At 38.7% G+C, this 18,448-nt stretch carries 11 protein-coding genes and 1 pseudogene; 7 read left to right on the plus strand and 5 right to left on the minus strand.

Annotated features, from left to right (window positions below):
* Positions 1 to 103 precede the first annotated feature (103 nt).
* The 4 genes and pseudogenes from AC33VI_RS19070 to AC33VI_RS19085 all read right to left on the minus strand — a co-directional run bounded on the left by AC33VI_RS19070 (position 104) and on the right by AC33VI_RS19085 (position 6,643).
* The gene (locus tag AC33VI_RS19070) at positions 104 to 1,426 is read right to left on the minus strand and encodes an ABC exporter membrane fusion protein (protein WP_491783842.1); all 1,323 of its coding nucleotides are present in this window, start codon (positions 1,424 to 1,426) and stop codon (positions 104 to 106) included.
* 491 nt (positions 1,427 to 1,917) lie between these two features.
* The gene (locus tag AC33VI_RS19075) at positions 1,918 to 3,801 is read right to left on the minus strand and encodes an SBBP repeat-containing protein (protein WP_491783843.1); all 1,884 of its coding nucleotides are present in this window, start codon (positions 3,799 to 3,801) and stop codon (positions 1,918 to 1,920) included.
* A gap of 27 nt (positions 3,802 to 3,828) precedes the next feature.
* Positions 3,829 to 5,976: pseudogene (locus tag AC33VI_RS19080) on the minus strand (peptidase domain-containing ABC transporter).
* A 388-nt stretch (positions 5,977 to 6,364) separates the two neighbouring features.
* Positions 6,365 to 6,643 carry a hypothetical protein gene (locus tag AC33VI_RS19085; RefSeq protein WP_491783844.1) on the minus strand — a complete coding sequence of 93 codons (279 nt, stop codon included), beginning with the start codon at positions 6,641 to 6,643 and terminating at the stop codon, positions 6,365 to 6,367.
* Between the two features lie 559 nt (positions 6,644 to 7,202).
* Here AC33VI_RS19085 and AC33VI_RS19090 point away from each other — a divergent pair.
* The 3 genes from AC33VI_RS19090 to AC33VI_RS19100 all read left to right on the plus strand — a co-directional run bounded on the left by AC33VI_RS19090 (position 7,203) and on the right by AC33VI_RS19100 (position 11,436).
* The gene (locus tag AC33VI_RS19090; protein ID WP_491783845.1) at positions 7,203 to 8,726 is read left to right on the plus strand and encodes a beta-barrel domain-containing protein; all 1,524 of its coding nucleotides are present in this window, start codon (positions 7,203 to 7,205) and stop codon (positions 8,724 to 8,726) included.
* A gap of 723 nt (positions 8,727 to 9,449) precedes the next feature.
* Entirely contained in the window at positions 9,450 to 9,746 is a 297-nt protein-coding gene (locus AC33VI_RS19095; RefSeq protein WP_491783846.1) for a hypothetical protein, read from the plus strand.
* A gap of 238 nt (positions 9,747 to 9,984) precedes the next feature.
* Complete coding sequence (locus AC33VI_RS19100) at positions 9,985 to 11,436, plus strand: ParB N-terminal domain-containing protein (RefSeq protein ID WP_491783847.1); 1,452 nt, start codon at positions 9,985 to 9,987, stop codon at positions 11,434 to 11,436.
* Between the two features lie 239 nt (positions 11,437 to 11,675).
* Here AC33VI_RS19100 and AC33VI_RS19105 read toward each other — a convergent pair whose 3' ends face one another.
* Positions 11,676 to 13,361: an XRE family transcriptional regulator gene (locus AC33VI_RS19105; protein ID WP_491783848.1), complete on the minus strand. Its 1,686-nt coding sequence runs from the start codon at positions 13,359 to 13,361 to the stop codon at positions 11,676 to 11,678.
* An 813-nt stretch (positions 13,362 to 14,174) separates the two neighbouring features.
* Between AC33VI_RS19105 and AC33VI_RS19110 the strand changes: the two genes are divergently transcribed.
* The 4 genes from AC33VI_RS19110 to AC33VI_RS19125 all read left to right on the plus strand — a co-directional run bounded on the left by AC33VI_RS19110 (position 14,175) and on the right by AC33VI_RS19125 (position 18,136).
* Complete coding sequence (locus AC33VI_RS19110; protein WP_491783849.1) at positions 14,175 to 14,603, plus strand: hypothetical protein; 429 nt, start codon at positions 14,175 to 14,177, stop codon at positions 14,601 to 14,603.
* Positions 14,604 to 15,334: 731 nt separating this feature from the next.
* A complete protein-coding gene (locus tag AC33VI_RS19115; protein WP_491783852.1) occupies positions 15,335 to 15,808 on the plus strand; it encodes an NUDIX domain-containing protein in 474 nt (157 codons plus the stop codon).
* 170 nt (positions 15,809 to 15,978) lie between these two features.
* On the plus strand, positions 15,979 to 17,826 hold the full coding sequence (locus tag AC33VI_RS19120) for a fatty acyl-AMP ligase (protein WP_491783850.1): 1,848 nt from the start codon (positions 15,979 to 15,981) through the stop codon (positions 17,824 to 17,826).
* 28 nt (positions 17,827 to 17,854) lie between these two features.
* Positions 17,855 to 18,136 (plus strand): hypothetical protein, encoded by a 282-nt coding sequence (locus AC33VI_RS19125; protein ID WP_491783851.1) that lies wholly within the window; start codon positions 17,855 to 17,857, stop codon positions 18,134 to 18,136.
* Positions 18,137 to 18,448 lie beyond the last annotated feature (312 nt).

Raw genomic sequence — 18,448 nt, forward strand, 5'->3', positions numbered from 1 at the left:
CAACAAAGCTACCAGCAAGCGAACTTTTTGATACCTCAGCTGCAACAAAGCTGTAGGCAGTTTTTGAAACATTAATTTTTTCTTCATCAGATTTACCATAAGCTTAATAGGCTCGACCGAGAGAACCCAATTGAGGCAGGGTATGGATAATTACGTTGACCCTCAAGTTAGTTAATCCTGCTACTTTTTGGCTATCTTCGGGATTCAAGCGAATTTTGACTGGAACCACGCGGGCATCTGCATCAGCTACGGGGTTGGTACTCAAAACATTTTGAGTACCAATTAATAAGCCAATTTCATCAACTACTCCGCTTAAGTCCTGCAAAATGCCATCTGCTTCAACGGTTACTTTCTGACCCAGATTGACTTGGCTGATATCAGTTTCATAAACTTCTGCCGTGACGTACATCTGGTCTGTCTGACCGATTTCGACAATACCGCGATCGCCAACCATTTCTCCCAAACGAGTATGAATCTCCAAAATCCTACTGTCTATTGGCGATTTTACATAAGCTAAATCTAATTCTGCTTGGGCGCGTCTGACATCGGCTTGGGCTGCCTTTAGTTCGGCGAGGGCTACTTCTATATCTACAGGGCGAACTTCTGCTACGGCAGCAAAAGCTCCTTGTGCCTCTTCGATTTGTCTTTGAACGGTGCGGATGGTGCGATCGAGGTTGGCTTGAGCTTCAGCAATTTGTTCTTGGCGGGTGGTTATAATGCGATCGAGATTGGCTTGTGCCTCTTTGAGTCTTTCGCCAACGGTTTTCTCTTGCAAACAAAAACTATCCCGTTCTTGAGCCGATACTGCCCCATCTCGATATAGTGTCTGATAACGACTACACTCGGTTTTAGCATTGCGTAATTCCGCTTTAATACGTTGGATAGTAGCTGATTGGGCGTTTTTTTCACCTTGTAATTGAGCTTTCAAATTAGCAATGTTTGCCTTTTGAACTGCAATTTGTCCTTCTAATTCTGCTTTAGTACCTTGAAATCTCGCTTCTGCTGCCTGAATATCTCCTGTTTTAGTACCCGCCCTGACTCGTGCCAAACGAGCTTCGGCTACAGCAACTTGGGTTTGAGCTTGCTCTAGAGCAGCTTGGAGACGATCTCGATTGTCAAGAATGGCAATTGTCTGCCCCTGTTTGACCAAATCCCCCCGTTGAACTAGTAATTGTTTTACTCTTCTGCCTTCAGTCGAACTAGGAGCAGATAGTTCGATCGCCTCTCCCTTTGGTTCTATATAACCCAAAGCAGCAACTGCATCGGGCTCAGTCGTATTATCTACAATGGTTGCTGAAGATTTTTGAGTTTTGAGCCGATTGTTTAAAAATATAAATGCGTTGATTGCCGTAGCTGCTACGGCAATAGTCATGAGCAAAGTCGTCGTTTTTTGCTTGATCTCTTTGAAAAATAGCTGGCTTTTCATCCTAGAATTTTAAATATTAGATTCCCAGGTAGTTTAACGATTGACCGATCTATGCAGTTGCTGTCAGCTTTTTTTTTACTAAATAACCTTTGACAATAAAAACAGTAATTAGTTATTAGTAATTAGTTATTAGTAATTAGTTATTAGTATTAATTGAATAGAGCGGGCGTAAATGCGATTTAAAATCCCATCTACTGCAGCCCGAGCATTCTGCGTTTTAAACTCTACCCAATTGTTGACACAATAATACTTTCTTTATTTAAAACTATTTGTTTATTTCTGTCTGTAGAAAAAAACAACAAATTAATGTTTTAAATCAATATAATATTACAGTTCTCTATTCTAAAATGGTAAATTCCTATCTATCCAAATTATTAATTTAATTATGCCAAAAGTAATTGCTGATACTGCTAACATCAGTAAGACTAATTCTGTTAGGGTCATTGTAGTTAGGAGCTTTGTTTGAGCTTTGTTTAGATAGACAAAAGTGTTTAGCCCAAGCCGTCTAAAGATGAACCCGAATCTGGCAGCAAGTTAGATACTGTGCTGTCATTACTAAAGCTCATGAGATCTCCGTCTGTTGCAGAGAGTACGGCTAACCAGCCATCATGCGCTCCTGCATTAGTTGCCCCCAAAGAACCTTCTGTATAGCCTGTGACCAAAACTCGACCATCATTACCCACAGAAAGATCGAAAGGATTATCGGTTGCGGCAGTGCCAAATTGTTGAACCCACTGTCGATCGCCTTCGCTATTGTACTTAGCAACCCAGGTATCGTAAGAACCCGCACTTTCTCCGCCAAAATCAGCATCGGTAGACCCAGTAACGTAGAAATTGCCCAATTCATCAAAATCTATACTACGAGCGGTATCATCTCCAGCAGTACCAAATTGTTGAATCCATTGCCGTTCGCCCTCGCTGTCGTACTTAGCCACCCAGCCATCATAAGAACCTGCATTCTTGCCGCCCAAGTCTCCCAAAGTCCAGCCAGTCACATAGAGATTATCTTCGCCGTCAACCGCAGCATCCCAAGACCAATCATAGTCGGGAGTACCAAACTGATCTACCCACTCTTGCTCGCCATTGGGATTATTTTTAGCGACCCAAATATCGTATAGTCCTGCATTTTCTCCGCCCAAGTCTCCCAGTGTCCAGCCACTAGTGTAAACGTTGCTATCTTTGTCAGTGGCGATCGCAAAAGCCTCGTCAAAATTTCCACTGCCAAACTGCTGTAGCCACTGTTGATTTCCATTACTATCGTATTTGGCAATCCAGACATCGGTAGAAACGATGGGCATTGAGCCATTCATCAATTCCCCTGCATTTTCCCCACCCAAGTCATCGAGAGTATATCCAACTAAATAAACATTGCCCTCACGATCCACATCAAGATTGAACGAATTATCGAGAGAAAAAGTTCCCAAGGATTGCGTCCACTGCTGTTTACCTTCGCTATCATATTTGGTAAGGTTGATGTCTCCCAATCCACCTCCTACATAGACATTGCCCAATCCATCGATGCCCAAACTACCCGTAGATGGCGATGGTTCTACCCATTGCTGATTGCCGTTATTGTCATATTTAGCAATCCAAAAGGAATCTCCCGATGCTCCTGTGAGAAAAACATTACTTTCATTGTCTCCCCCAATACCAACTGAAAGGTCAACACCAGAAGTTCCTAACTGCTCGATTTGGGGGGTGGTTGGTTCTATAGCTGGTAGATCGTCAGTAAACTGAAAATAGTCTCCATCGAGACTCAAACCAGAGACTTCAGATAATGAGGCAACCAAGTCTACCTCTGTATCTTGCCGCCAATAGATTAGGGTATTTCCCTCAAGTTCTCTTAGATGGTAATTGGCTGCTGTACCGTGAAGTTGCAGAATGTCTAGTTCGGGGTCGAAGTCTAGAATTGAGGCATAATCATCATCTCCCTCCCCAAGATAGTAGGGCTGCCGTCGATCGCCAACAATAAATGTATCTTGCCCAAGGCGAGGATTTTCTTCTTCGGGTAAAATACCACCTACAGAGAATACGTCAAAAATATCGCGATCGCCAACTAGGGTATCTACTTCTCCCAGTCCTGGGTTTTCACTAGCAGGATCGACAGCCAAAAGTAGATCGTTACCCTGGCGAGTTAGGAGAGTATCGTTTTTTCCTGGTCTACCGACGAGATAGGAGTCACTACCAGGAGTGCCTACCAAAAGTCCGTAAACTTCCAATAGTAGAAAGCTTTGAGCCATTTCCCATAGGCTGGCTGTGGAAACCGAAATATCTAGACTACTGCCAATAGATGAATTTAGTCCCAAAATAGAATTCGAGAGATTTGCGGGCAGAAGAGTGCTATTGTTTTGAGGAAGTGAATTAGAATCTTCCATGACAACTCCGTTTGAGGTTTATGAAAATTATTTTCCAGTCAAGAAATCTAAATGAGAACCTTGTTGCGAGCGCAATTTTTTGGTGGTATTTTGCAGTTTAATTTGACCATTTTCAATTAGGACAATCCATTCTGCACGTCCGATTGCGCTGGGTCGGTGGCTAATCAAAATAGTAGTTTTATTTTGTCGATGATATAAAAGCCGATCCAAAACTTGAGCTTCTAATACTGGATCGAGAGCACTGGTAGACTCATCTAAAATAAGTATGGGGGGATCGTTAATGATGGCTTGGGCTATGGCCAATCTTTGTCTTTGTCCCCCTGAAAGATTTGCCCCAAATTCCCCTAAAACTGTTTGATATTTGTCTGGTAGTTGACTGATAAATTCATCTGCCCCAGCTATTTGACAAGCTCTAACAATTTTGTCGAGGGATACATAGGGATTTCCCAGACGAAAATTATTAATAATCGAACGACTCCAAAAGTTTGTCTCTTGTGGCACTAGCAACACTTGCTGACGCAGGCATTCTAAAGATAGATCTTGTTGATTAAATCTGCCAAAACGGATATTCCCCGATTTAAGATCGTACAGACCAACAATTAGTTTAGCCAAGGTACTTTTGCCGCAGCCAGACTTGCCAATTAAAGCGGTAACTTTACCCCCAGGAATTTTTAAAGAGAAATCCTACAGTAGATCGACTCTCCCAACATGATAAAAGTGAAGATCCGTACAAACAATGTCCGCAGTACCAGATATCTGCGTCCAAGATTTATTGCCATCATTTTTATCTTCTGGCGTAGCGTCAATTACCTCATTCAACCGTTGAGTGGCGGTTTTGGCACGGGCAAATTCATCTATAAAACCAATCATAGCTATGATGAGACCCGTAAAATTACCGTTCATACCATTAAATGCCAGCAACTGACCAATACTCAATTCCCGCTCAATAACCAGATTACTCCCTAGCCACAGGATAGCGATTGTACCTAGTCCAGAGACGAGTTTAGAAAAAACACCGTTGATAATGCTAATCTGAATAGTGCCAAAAGTGACATTAGCTAAACGACCAAAACGACTTTGGAGTTCTTCCCAAACTTGAGGTGCCGCATTATTAGTTTTCAGGTTGAGTGCGCCTTTGAATGTTTCGACTAAAAAACCTTGGTTTTCGGCAGACGTAACGAGTAGGGCGCGGGTTTTTTGCTTGAGAGCGGGTAAAAAGATGAAGGTGGAAATTGTCATACTAGCAGCAACAGCAGTAGCCGCAGCAGTTAGTTTCCAACTATAAAACAACATAAGAGCAAAAGAAACCAAGCCAATAAAAACTTGGCTGGGCAACCCAATCACCACTTGAGAAACTAGTTGATTTATTTCGCGAATATCCCTGAGACGACTAACAATTTCGCCACTACGACGAGCTTCGTAATAACTGAGGGGTAAACGCAAAATTTGCCGTCCGAAGGCAAGGACAAGTCCTAACTCCATACGTTGAGCAAAATGGGAAATTAAATTTGATTGAACAAATTGTAAAATGCTGCTAAATAGATTGATCGATACAACCCCAATAGCTACAACAGCCAGTAGTTGAGTATCTCCCCGTACTAATACATCATCAGTCAAAATCTGAAATAGAAAAGGAGTAGCCAGAGAAAGAATCCCGATTGTGAGATTAATCAGTAATGCTTCGCTCAAGATCCCTTTATAGGGCAGAACTCTCTTGAAAAAGCGCGAAAATCCACCGAGATCGTCGCTTTGTTGCTGCTCGAAACGACTGGCTTCAGGCATCAACAATAAGGCGATTCCACTACTCCAGTTAGTAATTAGTTCTTGATGGGTGATATAGCGCAGCCCGACAGCAGGGTCGGCTACGATATATTTATTCCCTTTTTTGCCATATAAAACTACCCAATGACATCCTTTCCAGTGAATGATTGCTGGTAAGGGAGCTTTGTGGATTTGCTTTAATAGTTGAGTGGTTATTTTAACTTGGCGAGCATTAAAACCCAAGGTTTCTGCTCCTCTTCTCAAACCTAAAAGCGTCGTACCTTGCTGTCCAGTTCCCACAAGTTCTCGAATACGATGGAGCGCAAATGTGCGCCCGTAGTGTTTAGCGACAGTCGCCAGACAAACTGCACCACAGTCTTCCTCGCTGTGCTGTAAAACTGTCTGATATTTCATGAAAAACCTAGAAATATTGCAGAATTAGACTTTTATAAGTCAAAAAAAAAAGATAAGTCTTAGGTAAAGTAATACCAAATCAATTAATGTTTTTATTTTTGCTATTTGGTATAAAGTATTTTTCCCAAGACTTAATTTTAAAGTTTTTTGAGAATTGCATTGTGATGGGATATTAGCAAAATGGCTAGTTCTACCCCATCTATGTTAAATAGATAATATCTAGTCTAAGTAGTAAGTAAAAAGAGTAGTCAAACAAGTAACTGAGAAATTATCTTACAGAAAAAGCAATGCAACCCTTTTGTTACTAGGCTCAATCTTCGATAACAAGGGTTTTCGAGGGAATGAGCCTAGAAAGATAGCAAGAAAATGAGCTTTTTGAAAGCTCTAGCTATGCAGTTGGTGGAGTTGGGAGTGTGGGAATCTCAGGAAGATCGTAACTAGGGAGTGCGGGAAGCTCGATGCCCAATGCTCCTGTTAGAGTGGTAATAGAGCTCATGATGCTAGTCAATATGTCAAATGGTGCGGTAAAAGGATTGCCTAGTTCTAATGTTTGCGCTCCTTCTAGGGTTAGGGATTGACCTCCAGAAATAATTTCAGCAGATTCATTAGAAACTTCCTCTAATAAAAGAAAGTCTAGTTTAGAAGTGGTACTATTTTGTGCCATCATCTTAATTTATATCTCCTTGTATACTATTAAGTGAAAATTTTTCAGCAAAAAAAGCAGATTAAAATTAATTTTTGCTTTGTTTACTGAATTTATTTAAACTCATTTTTTTTTCTTTGTCAGTCGAAAATATCTACAGTTTTAAAAATATTTTAAAAAGTAGAAAACATCTACAACTCAAACATAACTAGTTTTAACTTTTTGAGTTTAAAATATAGTTATATCTAAATAAGGCTCGATCTAAAATCTTACCCCTAGGGGACTTTGGCTTTGAGGGTCGAGTTTTAAAGTAATAGTTTGAGAAAGAAGATAGCAATTAACTGTCAATACAATCTTATGAGACATAGACTAGTATATTGAATATGTTTTGGTTTTTTGGGCATTTTAAATATTTTCAGAAGCTTGTTTTAAACAAGTATAAATCCATGCTTAATATTTTAAAAAATCTCAAATATTTTGTAATCAAAGCAAAGTCAATCGTTGTCTGAAAATTTATCAGCTTGAAAGCTAAAAAACATTATTTGTTAGTGTTTTGTTCAATTTACTCTCACAATAACTAATCATGCTAACTAATATTAAAACCGAATCTCTTGACTTAAATCGGGATGAAAATTTACTCTCTCCAGTCAATCCAGATGAATTTCTGCCCCAAATTGATTGGTGGGTTACTACTGGAGGTTTCGTTCTCCTCGGTATCTTTGGTGCGGCAATCTCCTTAACTAGCGTTCTGCGCTATAAGGTAACTGTTAAAGCTCCCGCTGCGGTAAGACCTGTGGGGGAGTTACGCATTGTCCAAGCAGCTATGGATGGGAAAATTGAAAGTATTGCAGTTAAGGAAAATCAAGAAGTAGTCCAAGGAGACATTCTGGCTTATATGGACGATTCGCGCCTGCAAACTCAAAAAATTCAGCTCCAAGGAAACATCAAGCAAACTCAGCTAGAATTAGCTCAAATAGCCATTCAAATTGAGGCAACCACCAGACAAATTAATGCTGAAAAGAATCGCCTCCAGGGTAATATTGCTGCTGCAACTGCCGAACTCAATCGCAGCAATCGAGAATATCAGGATAGGAGTAGTATCGCTAATGCTGAAGTAGAAGAAGCAATCGCCAATTCTAATTCAACGGAAGCACAATTGAATCAAGCTGAGACAGAATTGATTGCACTACAGGCAGATCTTCGATCCGCTTGGGCTAGTCTAAAGAGAGCAAAATCTAAACGCGATCGCTATACTCTCATTGCAGACGCGGGAGCATTGTCTCAAGATCAACTAGAAGAAGCGAAGTTAGATGTGGAACAACAACAACAGCACGTACTTGCCAAACAAGCAGCAATTAAACAACAGCACGCAGAGATCTCTCGGCAAAAACAAATCCTAATTGCTGCTCAAGCTAGATTAAACAGCAGTCAAGTAGGCTTAAATCCTAGTTCTGCTGGGATTGAAATTGCTCGACAGCAAATTTTACAAGCTAAAGCACAAGCTAAAGCTACTCTGGCTTCTTTAAACAGAGAGCGAGAACAGTTAGTGCAACAACAGATTAAAATTCAAAATCAACTGAGAAGCGATCGTCAAGAACTGCAACAAATTGAAACAGAACTAAAAAGAACTGTCATTCGAGCAGCAGCATCTGGAATTGTTCAGGAATTAAATCTGCGTAATCCAGACCAAATGGTTGGTGCTGGTGATATCATTGCTCAAATTGCTCCTAGTGATGCTCCTTTGGAAATTAGAGCTTTAGTTGCATCCCAAGATATTGAAAAAGTAGCAACTGGGGGCAAAGTACAAATGCGAGTATCTGCTTGTCCCTACCCCGACTACGGTACTCTTCATGGTACTGTTACGGCGATCTCTCCCGATGCTAATGCTCCCCAAGGAATTCCAGCCAATAGCAGTCAAACACCCAATTTTCAACAGGCTCAGTCTACTTACGATGTGGCGATCGAGCCTAATAGTTTATCTTTGCAAGCACCCAATAATGAATGTATTGTGCGTTCGGGCATGGAAGGAAAAGTCGATATTATTGCCAAAGAAGAAACAGTCCTGAGGTTTATACTCAGGAAGGCTAGATTAATAGTAGATGTATAACTCCAATTGCCGTTGAGCAATGAAGGAGCAAAAGTATTACTGTCGGTTTCACACCACAGTTTATGAAATTAGCCAAGTCAATCTTTAAAATAGCGGGGTCGTGAATAAATTTAAGTTTCAATAGTAAGTGTGATCGATAATGCCGATTCCATAGAAGAGAAAACTATCTATGTAAATTGGCTGTAAGGCACAAATACACGACCTCTAAATCAGACAACTCAGATTTACTAAATATGTTTCTTCACAATTTCCTCAAAATATCTGTGTATATAAAAATTCAGAAGAAATAAGAAGCTAACAATATTTAACTTACAGCCGTTTTCAGTTGGATAGACTCCGTTCGGGATTAGTTAGTTCGTCGCTATTAGCGTCTTACGTGGTTTGGGCGGTGCAAGCACTCGTCGGTCAACATTCTGGGGAGACCCCAGAATTACGACTCGTCATCATTACGGGGTTTCCCCGCAATTACGCTCTCACTGCAAGGTTGGTAAACTCCAGCACAGCCCACGGGCTATTAACTTTTTATAATCTAATCATTACGATCTACTCAGGTGAAAAGCGCAGTAAAACTCAATCTTGAAACTAATTTTTGCATTTGCTCGGGGTACAAATTTTTTTGTAAGTCTAGTAAAATTCTAGTATCCTAATATGAACCGATTTGTAGCAAGTCTGAAAGAAAAGATTTGAATAATTTATATAGCTCCTACTATTTACTTATTACTTATGGCTTTTATCAAAATAGGCAATATCATACTCAATACTAATTACATTGCTAGTGTTAAATTGGAGAGCCAAACTTTTAGTGGAGAAAGAAGCCTTTCTATCTTGATGGCAACTCCTAGGTTTCCTTTGTTAGCTGGGGCAGATTCAGCCTCTCCAGAGTTTTATCATTATGAATGGATTCATTTTACTGGTAAGCAAGCTCAGGGTCTGAGAGACTATTATAGTAGTCACAACAATGTGCTAGACTTGCTACCGCAGGATCGACCAGAAGAATGTAAGAGTAATCAAGTAACCTGATTTTCAAGATATTTACGAGCAAATATATATATATTATTAAAAATAAGTCATATTTCTTTGACAAAGACTGTATAATGTGAGGCGCATCCATGATTCGCACTTAGCAAGCTTTTGAAAAGCTAAAATAATTATTTCGAGAGTATTCTAACTTCAATGAATTCTATTTGAAACTTTTGTGTTTCAATTTTTTCAAGCGAGCTTGGGCAAAAAAATAGTTTTTCTCAAACAGGGTTAGTATATGTCAACTATAGAAATAGCTCGAATCAAGGTTAAATCTCACAGACGACCCCTTAAACCAGAAAAAGTCATAGAGCTAAAAGAATCGATCGAGGTTAATGGATTGCTCAATCCAATTACCATAGATCGAGATTTTAACTTAATTGCAGGATTACACCGTCTGACTGCCTGTACGATGTTAGGATTTAAAAAAATCGAATGTAACGTTGTTGACTATAAAAACACCTGGCAGTCGCGTTTGGCAGAAATAGACGAAAACTTGATTCGTAGTGAATTGGAAACTTTAGAGCGAGCCGAACTTTGGCTAGAGCGAGAAAAAATTCTAGAAAAAAGAGGATTGCGAGCCAAAGCTGGAGATAATCAACACCATCGACAAGGCTCTGTTTTCCAACCCATAAAAACTACCGAACAGTTGGCTAAAGAAATAGGCTACACCAAAAGGACTTATCAATATGGCAAACAAATTGCCAGTAAAATTTTGCCAGAAGTAAAACAGGCAATTCAAGGAACTGAGATAGCTAAAAAAACTACCGCTTTATTGGAAATAGCTAGAGCTGGTAGCGCGGAAAAGAAGCAAGCTGATGCAGCAGAGAAAGCTGCCGATAAAGCTAAAAAAGAAGGCGATTTAGCAGAAGCAGATCGCCAAGCCTCAATTGTAGCTAGGGCAAAAGCCAAACAAAAAGAACTACAGTTCTTGGCTTTAGCCGAAATTCAAGAACAAAAAGCTAAACCCGTTCGCAATGAGGTGCAAAATAAGATTCACAATGAGGTGCAAAATAAAGCTTGTAGTTCGAGCAATCTTGCTGTCCAAGTCGGTGATGAATGGCTTTTGGGTCGTCATATAATTTACTGTGGAAATACTTCTGCAAGAAAATTTATCGATCTTATTCCCTCTGAAGTAGCACTAGCAATTGTAACTTCTACTACGGAATGGGATCATGACTATTTAGTTGAGAAAGCCCGTGTGGTTGCAGTGGTAATAGAAGAAGATCGGATTTGCAATTTTTGTACTCGTCAGCAGATGCCCTTTCAATTTGAATTTTTGTTAGGTAAATACTATATCGGTATTTTTTCGGGTCAGGCAATTTCTAAGCCTCGCAAACCGATGGAGATTGAAGGAATAGAAGGAATTGTGTCCTATCTGATCGACCAATATACCAATCGAAATGTTGGTTTATTTGTAAGCGCACCTAATTTGGGGAATGGTGAAATTTTAATTGCTTGCGAACGGATGGGACGTATCTGCTTTGGAGGCGATCCCAACCCTAAAATAGTTGATTGCGCGATTTCTCGTTGGCAAAACTGGACTAAGGAACGTGCCGTGGTTGAAAAATCTACTAAATCTGATAGACTAATTCATCAAATTGATAGCAACTTTAAATCGCAAATTTTAGTAAAGGAAAATGACATCCAGAATAAAAAGTCAAAAATAGTTACTAGCCACCATAATTAGTGTAGTGAACCGACCATCAAGAAATAAACTAACAAACTATAGTCGTTCTAATTAATTTCCTGTCGATTCAGAGCGATCGTTTTTAGGCAATAGGCAACAGGGAATAATAATTAGTACGCTTTTTCTTATGGTTTTTATTTAGAACGACTGTAATTCATTTAGACTTTAATTACACTAGACTTCTGGCAGTGGGAAAAGGTAATTTTATTGTTTCTTTAACCCTTACTCAATTTCTAGATTTATAACTCCGTATATATCAAAGAATCTGATAACCAGTTTTCCACTATTGCCATAACCTGTTGGCTTTCTGATACCAATGAAATAGACATAGTATAGGCAGCCCAAACCAATATAGAGCTATGTAACTGTTTTTTTGACTCTAAGATGACTTTTGTTGGATCGCAATGGGGATAGATATTTAAGATTTTTTGTTCTTTCATGTTGTAGCAATATCGTAAATATAAAATTTCTTGCCTGACAAAGCTTAATTCTTTAAAAGAATCGAACAAGACTGTATGAATGATGTCTTGATAATATTTTTTTAACCACAATTTTATATATTTTGCTTGTTGAGTGGCTAGCTTGGCTAAAAGCTCTTCCTGAAGCCGATCGCGAGTTGTTAGCAAGATCGAATCAATTTCTGTTACTTTTCTCGGTTTTTGATCGCTCAGGACAAGAGCAATATTTTCCGTATCCATTTTTTGGCTATAGCGAAATTTTAAAATTTTTTGAGCATCATCATCTAAAGCCTGAATGGCTTCGAGCAAAATTTTGTCTGATAGATTAGATAATTGAGGATTGATAAATTTTTTTTCTAAAAAAACTGTCAGATAAGAATCTAAATTTATTTCATTATCAATAAATTGCTTAAATTTATTTAATAAAGGAGCTTCAAAATACTTACTAACGTAGCGAGAAATCGTTCCTTGATGTACTCCAATTTTGTTGCCTAACTTTTCTTGATTTAATAAAGCTAAGGAATGAGGATAGCATAACGGCATAACAGCTGGGCGAAATTTCCAGGGTATTTTGCTGCGAATTTTTTGGTAACTATATTCGATTGTTTGTATGGTCTTTCGCAGTAGCAGATCGGTTCTTTGTATTAGATCTGGATATTCGTCTAAACTGGTTTCTTCTAGATCGACCGACGAGCTAAATTCTTGGTCGTTGTAGACACTATAATTAGTTTCAATAATTGAGGGTTGATACTGTAACGCTTTGATACAAATATCGATCCATTTTTTAATAGTTTCAGATGTTACGTTTTCTCCTGCGGATGCTTGAAGAGGAGCATCTCTCATAAATCGTCGCGAATTATAATAATTTGCAGTTTCTCTAAAATCTCTAGCTTTAGCTTTTGGCCATCTACAGCCTTCAATTCTACGACCATTGGCAGTGTGATTGGTTTGATAAACTAAGATAAAATATTTTAGTGCAAAGATATAACGCGATCTAAGTGGTTCTGGTACTCCATATCTTTCTAAAGCATCCCTTCTTTTTTTTAAAGCGCGAGTGAATTTTGTCTGGTTTTTAATATCCACGTCACACAAAATATGCCAGCTAGATGCTAACCCTAATTTATCTCGTATGGTATTTCTTAGTATGCTCAAAATATAGGTTTTCAAGTTAGCACCACTAGCATTGCGAGCATCGTATTTATCAATATATTTCTGAAATTTGTCTGGTTTAAAGAGAATATCATTAGTAAAATCGTAAAGCTCTTGGGATTTCACCATGTAAAGAGGAAGCTGACAAAAATTTCTCCAGATCGAATAACATCGATCTAAGTCGAGATACGCCAATAAATGCCAATAAGCCAATTGTTTTTCTAATGGATCTGCTGAATTATCTTTGAGGATCTCAACAAAATAATTGACCCATATAGTGCGATCGCGATGGGGATATAAATCAACTAAGCATTCCATTTTTTTTTTCAGTTTATGCTGAATTAGGGGTTTAAATGGGGGAAACCCGTTACGATAATTAAAATCATAAAATGTATAAAATTTGCTGATTTGCATGAATTGTTCATTTTGAAGCCTATTTAATAGACAAAGCTAATAGAGTTTTTGCCATTTTTTCTATTTCATGGACAAATTAAAATTTAAAGTTTTTCAACAAATAATTTTAATATCGGAAAATCATTTATCATTGTTGCTCAAATAAAATATTTTGTCTGTAGATAAAATCTACTGCCAACCAGAATCGCTAATATTGAGATTTAAAAATCCACCAGAATAGATTAATTAAAAATATTCTTTGCATGGCGATTTATTCAACATCTTTAAATGACAATTGTGAGTAAAATTGAGATGCTAGTTTTATCTTTTAGTTTCTAGTTTTTAGTTTTTTAAGGGCGTAATCTGGAGGTTTACTCCAGATGTTGACCGCCCGCATTAGTTTTGTCTAGCTACTAGAAACGCGATCTCGTTCAAGACTCCATCTGATTGGAACTAATAACTAATAACTAATAACTGGGCGCAGCCCTTTATTTTTACAATTCGTTAGGATGACAATAAAAAAAAGCGTAGCTTATTTCAGTTTATTCAAATAAAATTTTCTATTAATGTTGTTATTAATTAACCACAAACATAAATCAATGGGTAGATTTGCCATATGTTTAATGAGTTCAAACAATGTCTAGCATTAAAATCGGCGATAAGTGGCTTTTGGGTCGGCACGTGATGTACTGCGAAGATACATCACGTGACAAATTTATTAATCTTCTACCATCTGAAATGGCTTTAGCAATAGTTACTCCTTTTGAGCATTGGAAACATAACTATTCTATTCACAAGGCTAAAATTGTGATTGTAATTGTGGAAGAAGGTGGAATATACAACTTTTTTACTCATCAACATATGCCCTTTAAATTCGAGTTGTTGGTCGATAATTTATATATCGCTGTCTATTCCTTTCACAATATTAGCCCACCCAAAAAAGTGACAGAAATAGAAGGAATAGAAGGAATTATTGCTTTCCTGATTCATCAATATACAACTTGGGGAGACTGTGTATTCGCACCGTTTTTGGGCAATGGTGAGATTCTAATGACTTGTGAAAAAATGGGGCGTATTTGCATAGCAGGCGATCGCAATCCATCTGCGGTAGCCAGAACGTTGGCACGATGGGAAAGCTGGACTAATAAGCGAGCTCATAAAGAATAAAATTAAATTTAAGGATAGATTTTAGGTAGTGAAATTATTTCATGACCTCCTCACAAATAATTCGAGCAGTCTTAAAGGAAACCCCTAGTGTTCGCAACACTTTATTTATGGGATGTTCAGATTATTTTTTAGTTAAAGTTGATTTAATCAACTGACAAGATTAAAAAAATATGTTTAAACTAAAACCGAGTGCAGATTAAGTAGCATACTTAGAAAAAGTACTTCATTCAAAGAAAGAAAGCCAGTTTCTCTGGATTTTATTGATTGCTTCATGACATCTTAACATTTCTAATAAGTCTGATTTGAGAAGTGTTAAAAATTAATGTAAAACAGATTACAAGTTATTTGTTTGATTACAAAAATATTTGTTGCTAAATATTGAGTCTTGTAATTTTAGTTCTGCATCTAAGTAAATATCTGCTATCTATATTATTTTTTGGTTTAGAGTCTAGTTTGCTTAATTATAGATAGCTAGAATCTCGGAAACAATTGGCGATCGGTGATTTATTAACTGATAGCGATCCTATTACAAATACTATATTTTCATTGAGTAACTGATGTTTCTCGATTGATCTAGAAGTTGGTTTTAAGCTGCCACAGTTCAAACACCTATTTCGAGCGGTAAAAATGATTCATTCTTGACTAATTTTCAAATGAATGGCAATACAATCAAAGCAAAAAGTGACAAAATTAAACGTCGTAGTTTTAAGGACAAAATAGTTGAGTGGTTTATGGACGCTGGTGATTTTGCATCTCGTCTACCATACTTTACTCAAGCGGTTTTAAGGCTTATTTTTCGTCACCCTGTAACTGGCACAAACATTATTCCCATCCTGGCAGATGGTCGAATCGTTTTAGCCAGACGACACGATACTGGAAAATGGGCTTTACCAGGGGGAATGATTGAATGGGGAGAAGAAATTGCTACTACGGTTCGAAGAGAACTATTAGAAGAGACAGGACTAGAACTAGTCAAAGTTTCGCGCTTGGTAGGAGTATATTCTAAACCAGATCGAGACCCCAGAGTCCATTCTATTTGTGTTGTAGTGGAAGCAGAGGTTCGAGGAGATATTAAAATTAAAGATAAGCATGAGGTTATGGAAGTCAAAGCATTCAACCTTAAAGATTTGCCTTTAATTGGACTTTCTTACGACAACGACGATCATCTCAAAGATTATTTAAATAAAGCGACTACTTTAGCCTAAATTTTAACTATAGTTATCAGTTTTGCGCTTTTTATTGAATTCAGTTTATTAGACTACAAAAATAGTTGTTCTAGTTTCTTGTCTCGATTCAGTAACGTTTTAACAGCTAGTTAACCAAGAATGTAGTCAATTGAGTAAAAAATTACAGACTATAAATTAAGGAGAATAAAGTGACAGCAATAACCGAAAAATGGTTGGTGCAAAAAAGCCAGTTTAAGACAATTGTCGAATTGTTAAGCTGGAGAGCTAAATCTCAGCCAGAAAAAACTGCTTACATCTATCTACGTCATGGCGAAACTGAATCGGGACAGTTAACCTACAAGGAACTAGATCGAAGAGCAAGAGCCATAGCCATTAAATTACAGCAGCAATATGTTCCTGGCAGCAGAGCCTTATTACTGTATCCACCAGGACTAGAATTCATTGTTGGTTTATTTGGCTGTTGGTATGCAGGGATCGTTCCCGTACCCGCTTACCCACCAAGACGCAATCAAAATCTTTTGCGTCTCCAAGCCATCGTACATAATGCTCAAGCCTCTGTGGTGCTTACCACCAAAACTCTAGTAAGCAACATCCAAAAACGTGTTACCGATTATCCTTATTTGGCTGTAATATCCTGGCTGCCTACCGATGATATATGCTATTCATCCGAGCTTGACTGGTATCCACCATTCATTGGAGGCGATCGCTTGGCTCTATTACAGTATACTTCTGGTTCTACAGGAACTCCTAAAGGAGTGATGATTAGTCATAGCAATCTTTGGCATAACCTCAATGCTATTTACCAAGGTTTTGGTCATGGCAACGATAGTCAGGGGGTGATTTGGCTGCCACCTTATCACGATATGGGATTGATTGGAGGAGTATTGCAACCTCTTTATGGTGGTTTTCCCGTAACTCTGATGGCTCCTGTAGACTTTCTGCAAAAACCCTGGCGTTGGCTGCAAGCGATTTCTCGCTATCGGGCAACCACTAGTGGGGGACCTAATTTTGCTTACGAATTATGTGTCCGCAAGGTTACCGAAGAGCAGTTGGCTAGTTTGGACTTAAGTAGTTGGTCAGTGGCATTTACTGGAGCAGAGCCAATTAACGCAGCTACTTTAGACCAATTTGCCGACACTTTTGCTCCCTGTGGGTTTCGACGAGAAGCATTTTATCCTTGCTATGGTATGGCAGAAACCACACTGATGATTTCTGGCGGAGTGAAAACCGCTCCTCCCGTACTGCGCACTATAAAAGCTGACTCTCTCAAGGAACATCAAATTATAGAGTCTCAAAAAGCAATGGAAGACCTTCGTGTAGTCGTTGGTTGCGGTCAAAGCTTAAAGGATCAGACAGTTATCGTCGTCGATCCCGAAACTAAAATCAGATGCGACTCCGAACGAGTGGGAGAAATATGGGTAGCAGGTCCATCAGTAGCCCAAGGTTATTGGCAAAGACCCCAAGAAACAGAGGAAGCGTTTGAGGCATATCTTGCTGATTCTGAAGAAGGGCCTTTTCTCCGCACGGGAGACTTGGGATTTATCAGCGAGGGCGAGCTATATGTTACGGGAAGGATTAAAGATGCAATAATTATTCGAGGGCAAAATCACTATCCTACAGACATTGAAAGAACTGTAGAAACTAGTCATCCAGCTTTAAGGTTGGGGTGTGGTGCTGCTTTTGGCGTGGAGGTCAAAGGGAGAGAACGATTAGTAGTGATTCAGGAAGTAGAACGTTCTTACCTACGTCGGCTAAATACCCCAGAAGTAGTGGGGCAAATACGCCAACAGGTAGCAAGTCAACATGGTCTGGAGATTTATGCTGCGGTACTGGTAAAAACAGGCAGTATACCCAAAACTTCAAGTGGCAAAATTCGCCGTTATGCTTGTCGAGATGATTTTCTGAAGGGTAACTTAAATGTGGTTTCAGACTGGAGCGAGAATCCTTCTGGTAAATCTGAATTTCTGCATTTATGGACTCAAACCGAATCTCTGTTAGAGAAATTACAACCCAGTGAATCAAATTTTAATTTGTAAACTACTCGATCGCCAAAGGTATAGAAAAATGATTGTAACTACTAAAAACCAACACCAAATTGACACCGAGCAGCTGATAAATCGACTTGATGAATATGATGAATTACACCCTTTAGATTTTCGCCTGGCTTTTGGTTTGACCCACGAGCAGGCAGCAGAAGAACTTTGTTTAGAACCCCAAACCATGAGAGCTTATTTGAAAAATAATCCATCTCGGCGAGTGAAGAAACTAGCAGCAACCATTGCCAAAAGATGGCTCGCTGAAGAACGACCTCTAGTTGACATCACTTACTTAATCGATCCTCGCTAAGAATTGTGTGTTTGGGGCTGCTTATTTACAGTAGTTTTCGGGGAATAAGATAAAGGGCTGCGCCCAGTTATTAGTTATTAGTTAGGGACGTTTCATGAAACGTCCGTACTAGTTATTAGTTCCAATCAGATATAGTCTTCAACTATACCTGATTGAAGACGACTCAAGGAGTCGGAGTCTTGAACTCAATCGCGTTTCTAGTACTAGACAAAACTAAAAACTAAAGATAAGGTAAGAACAACAAAACTTAATTTAGTGAATTTTTTAGACTGATTCTAGTTCTAGAGATAGGTTACTCACCAAATATTCAAC

The sequence above is a fragment of the Waterburya sp. genome (assembly GCF_058530065.1).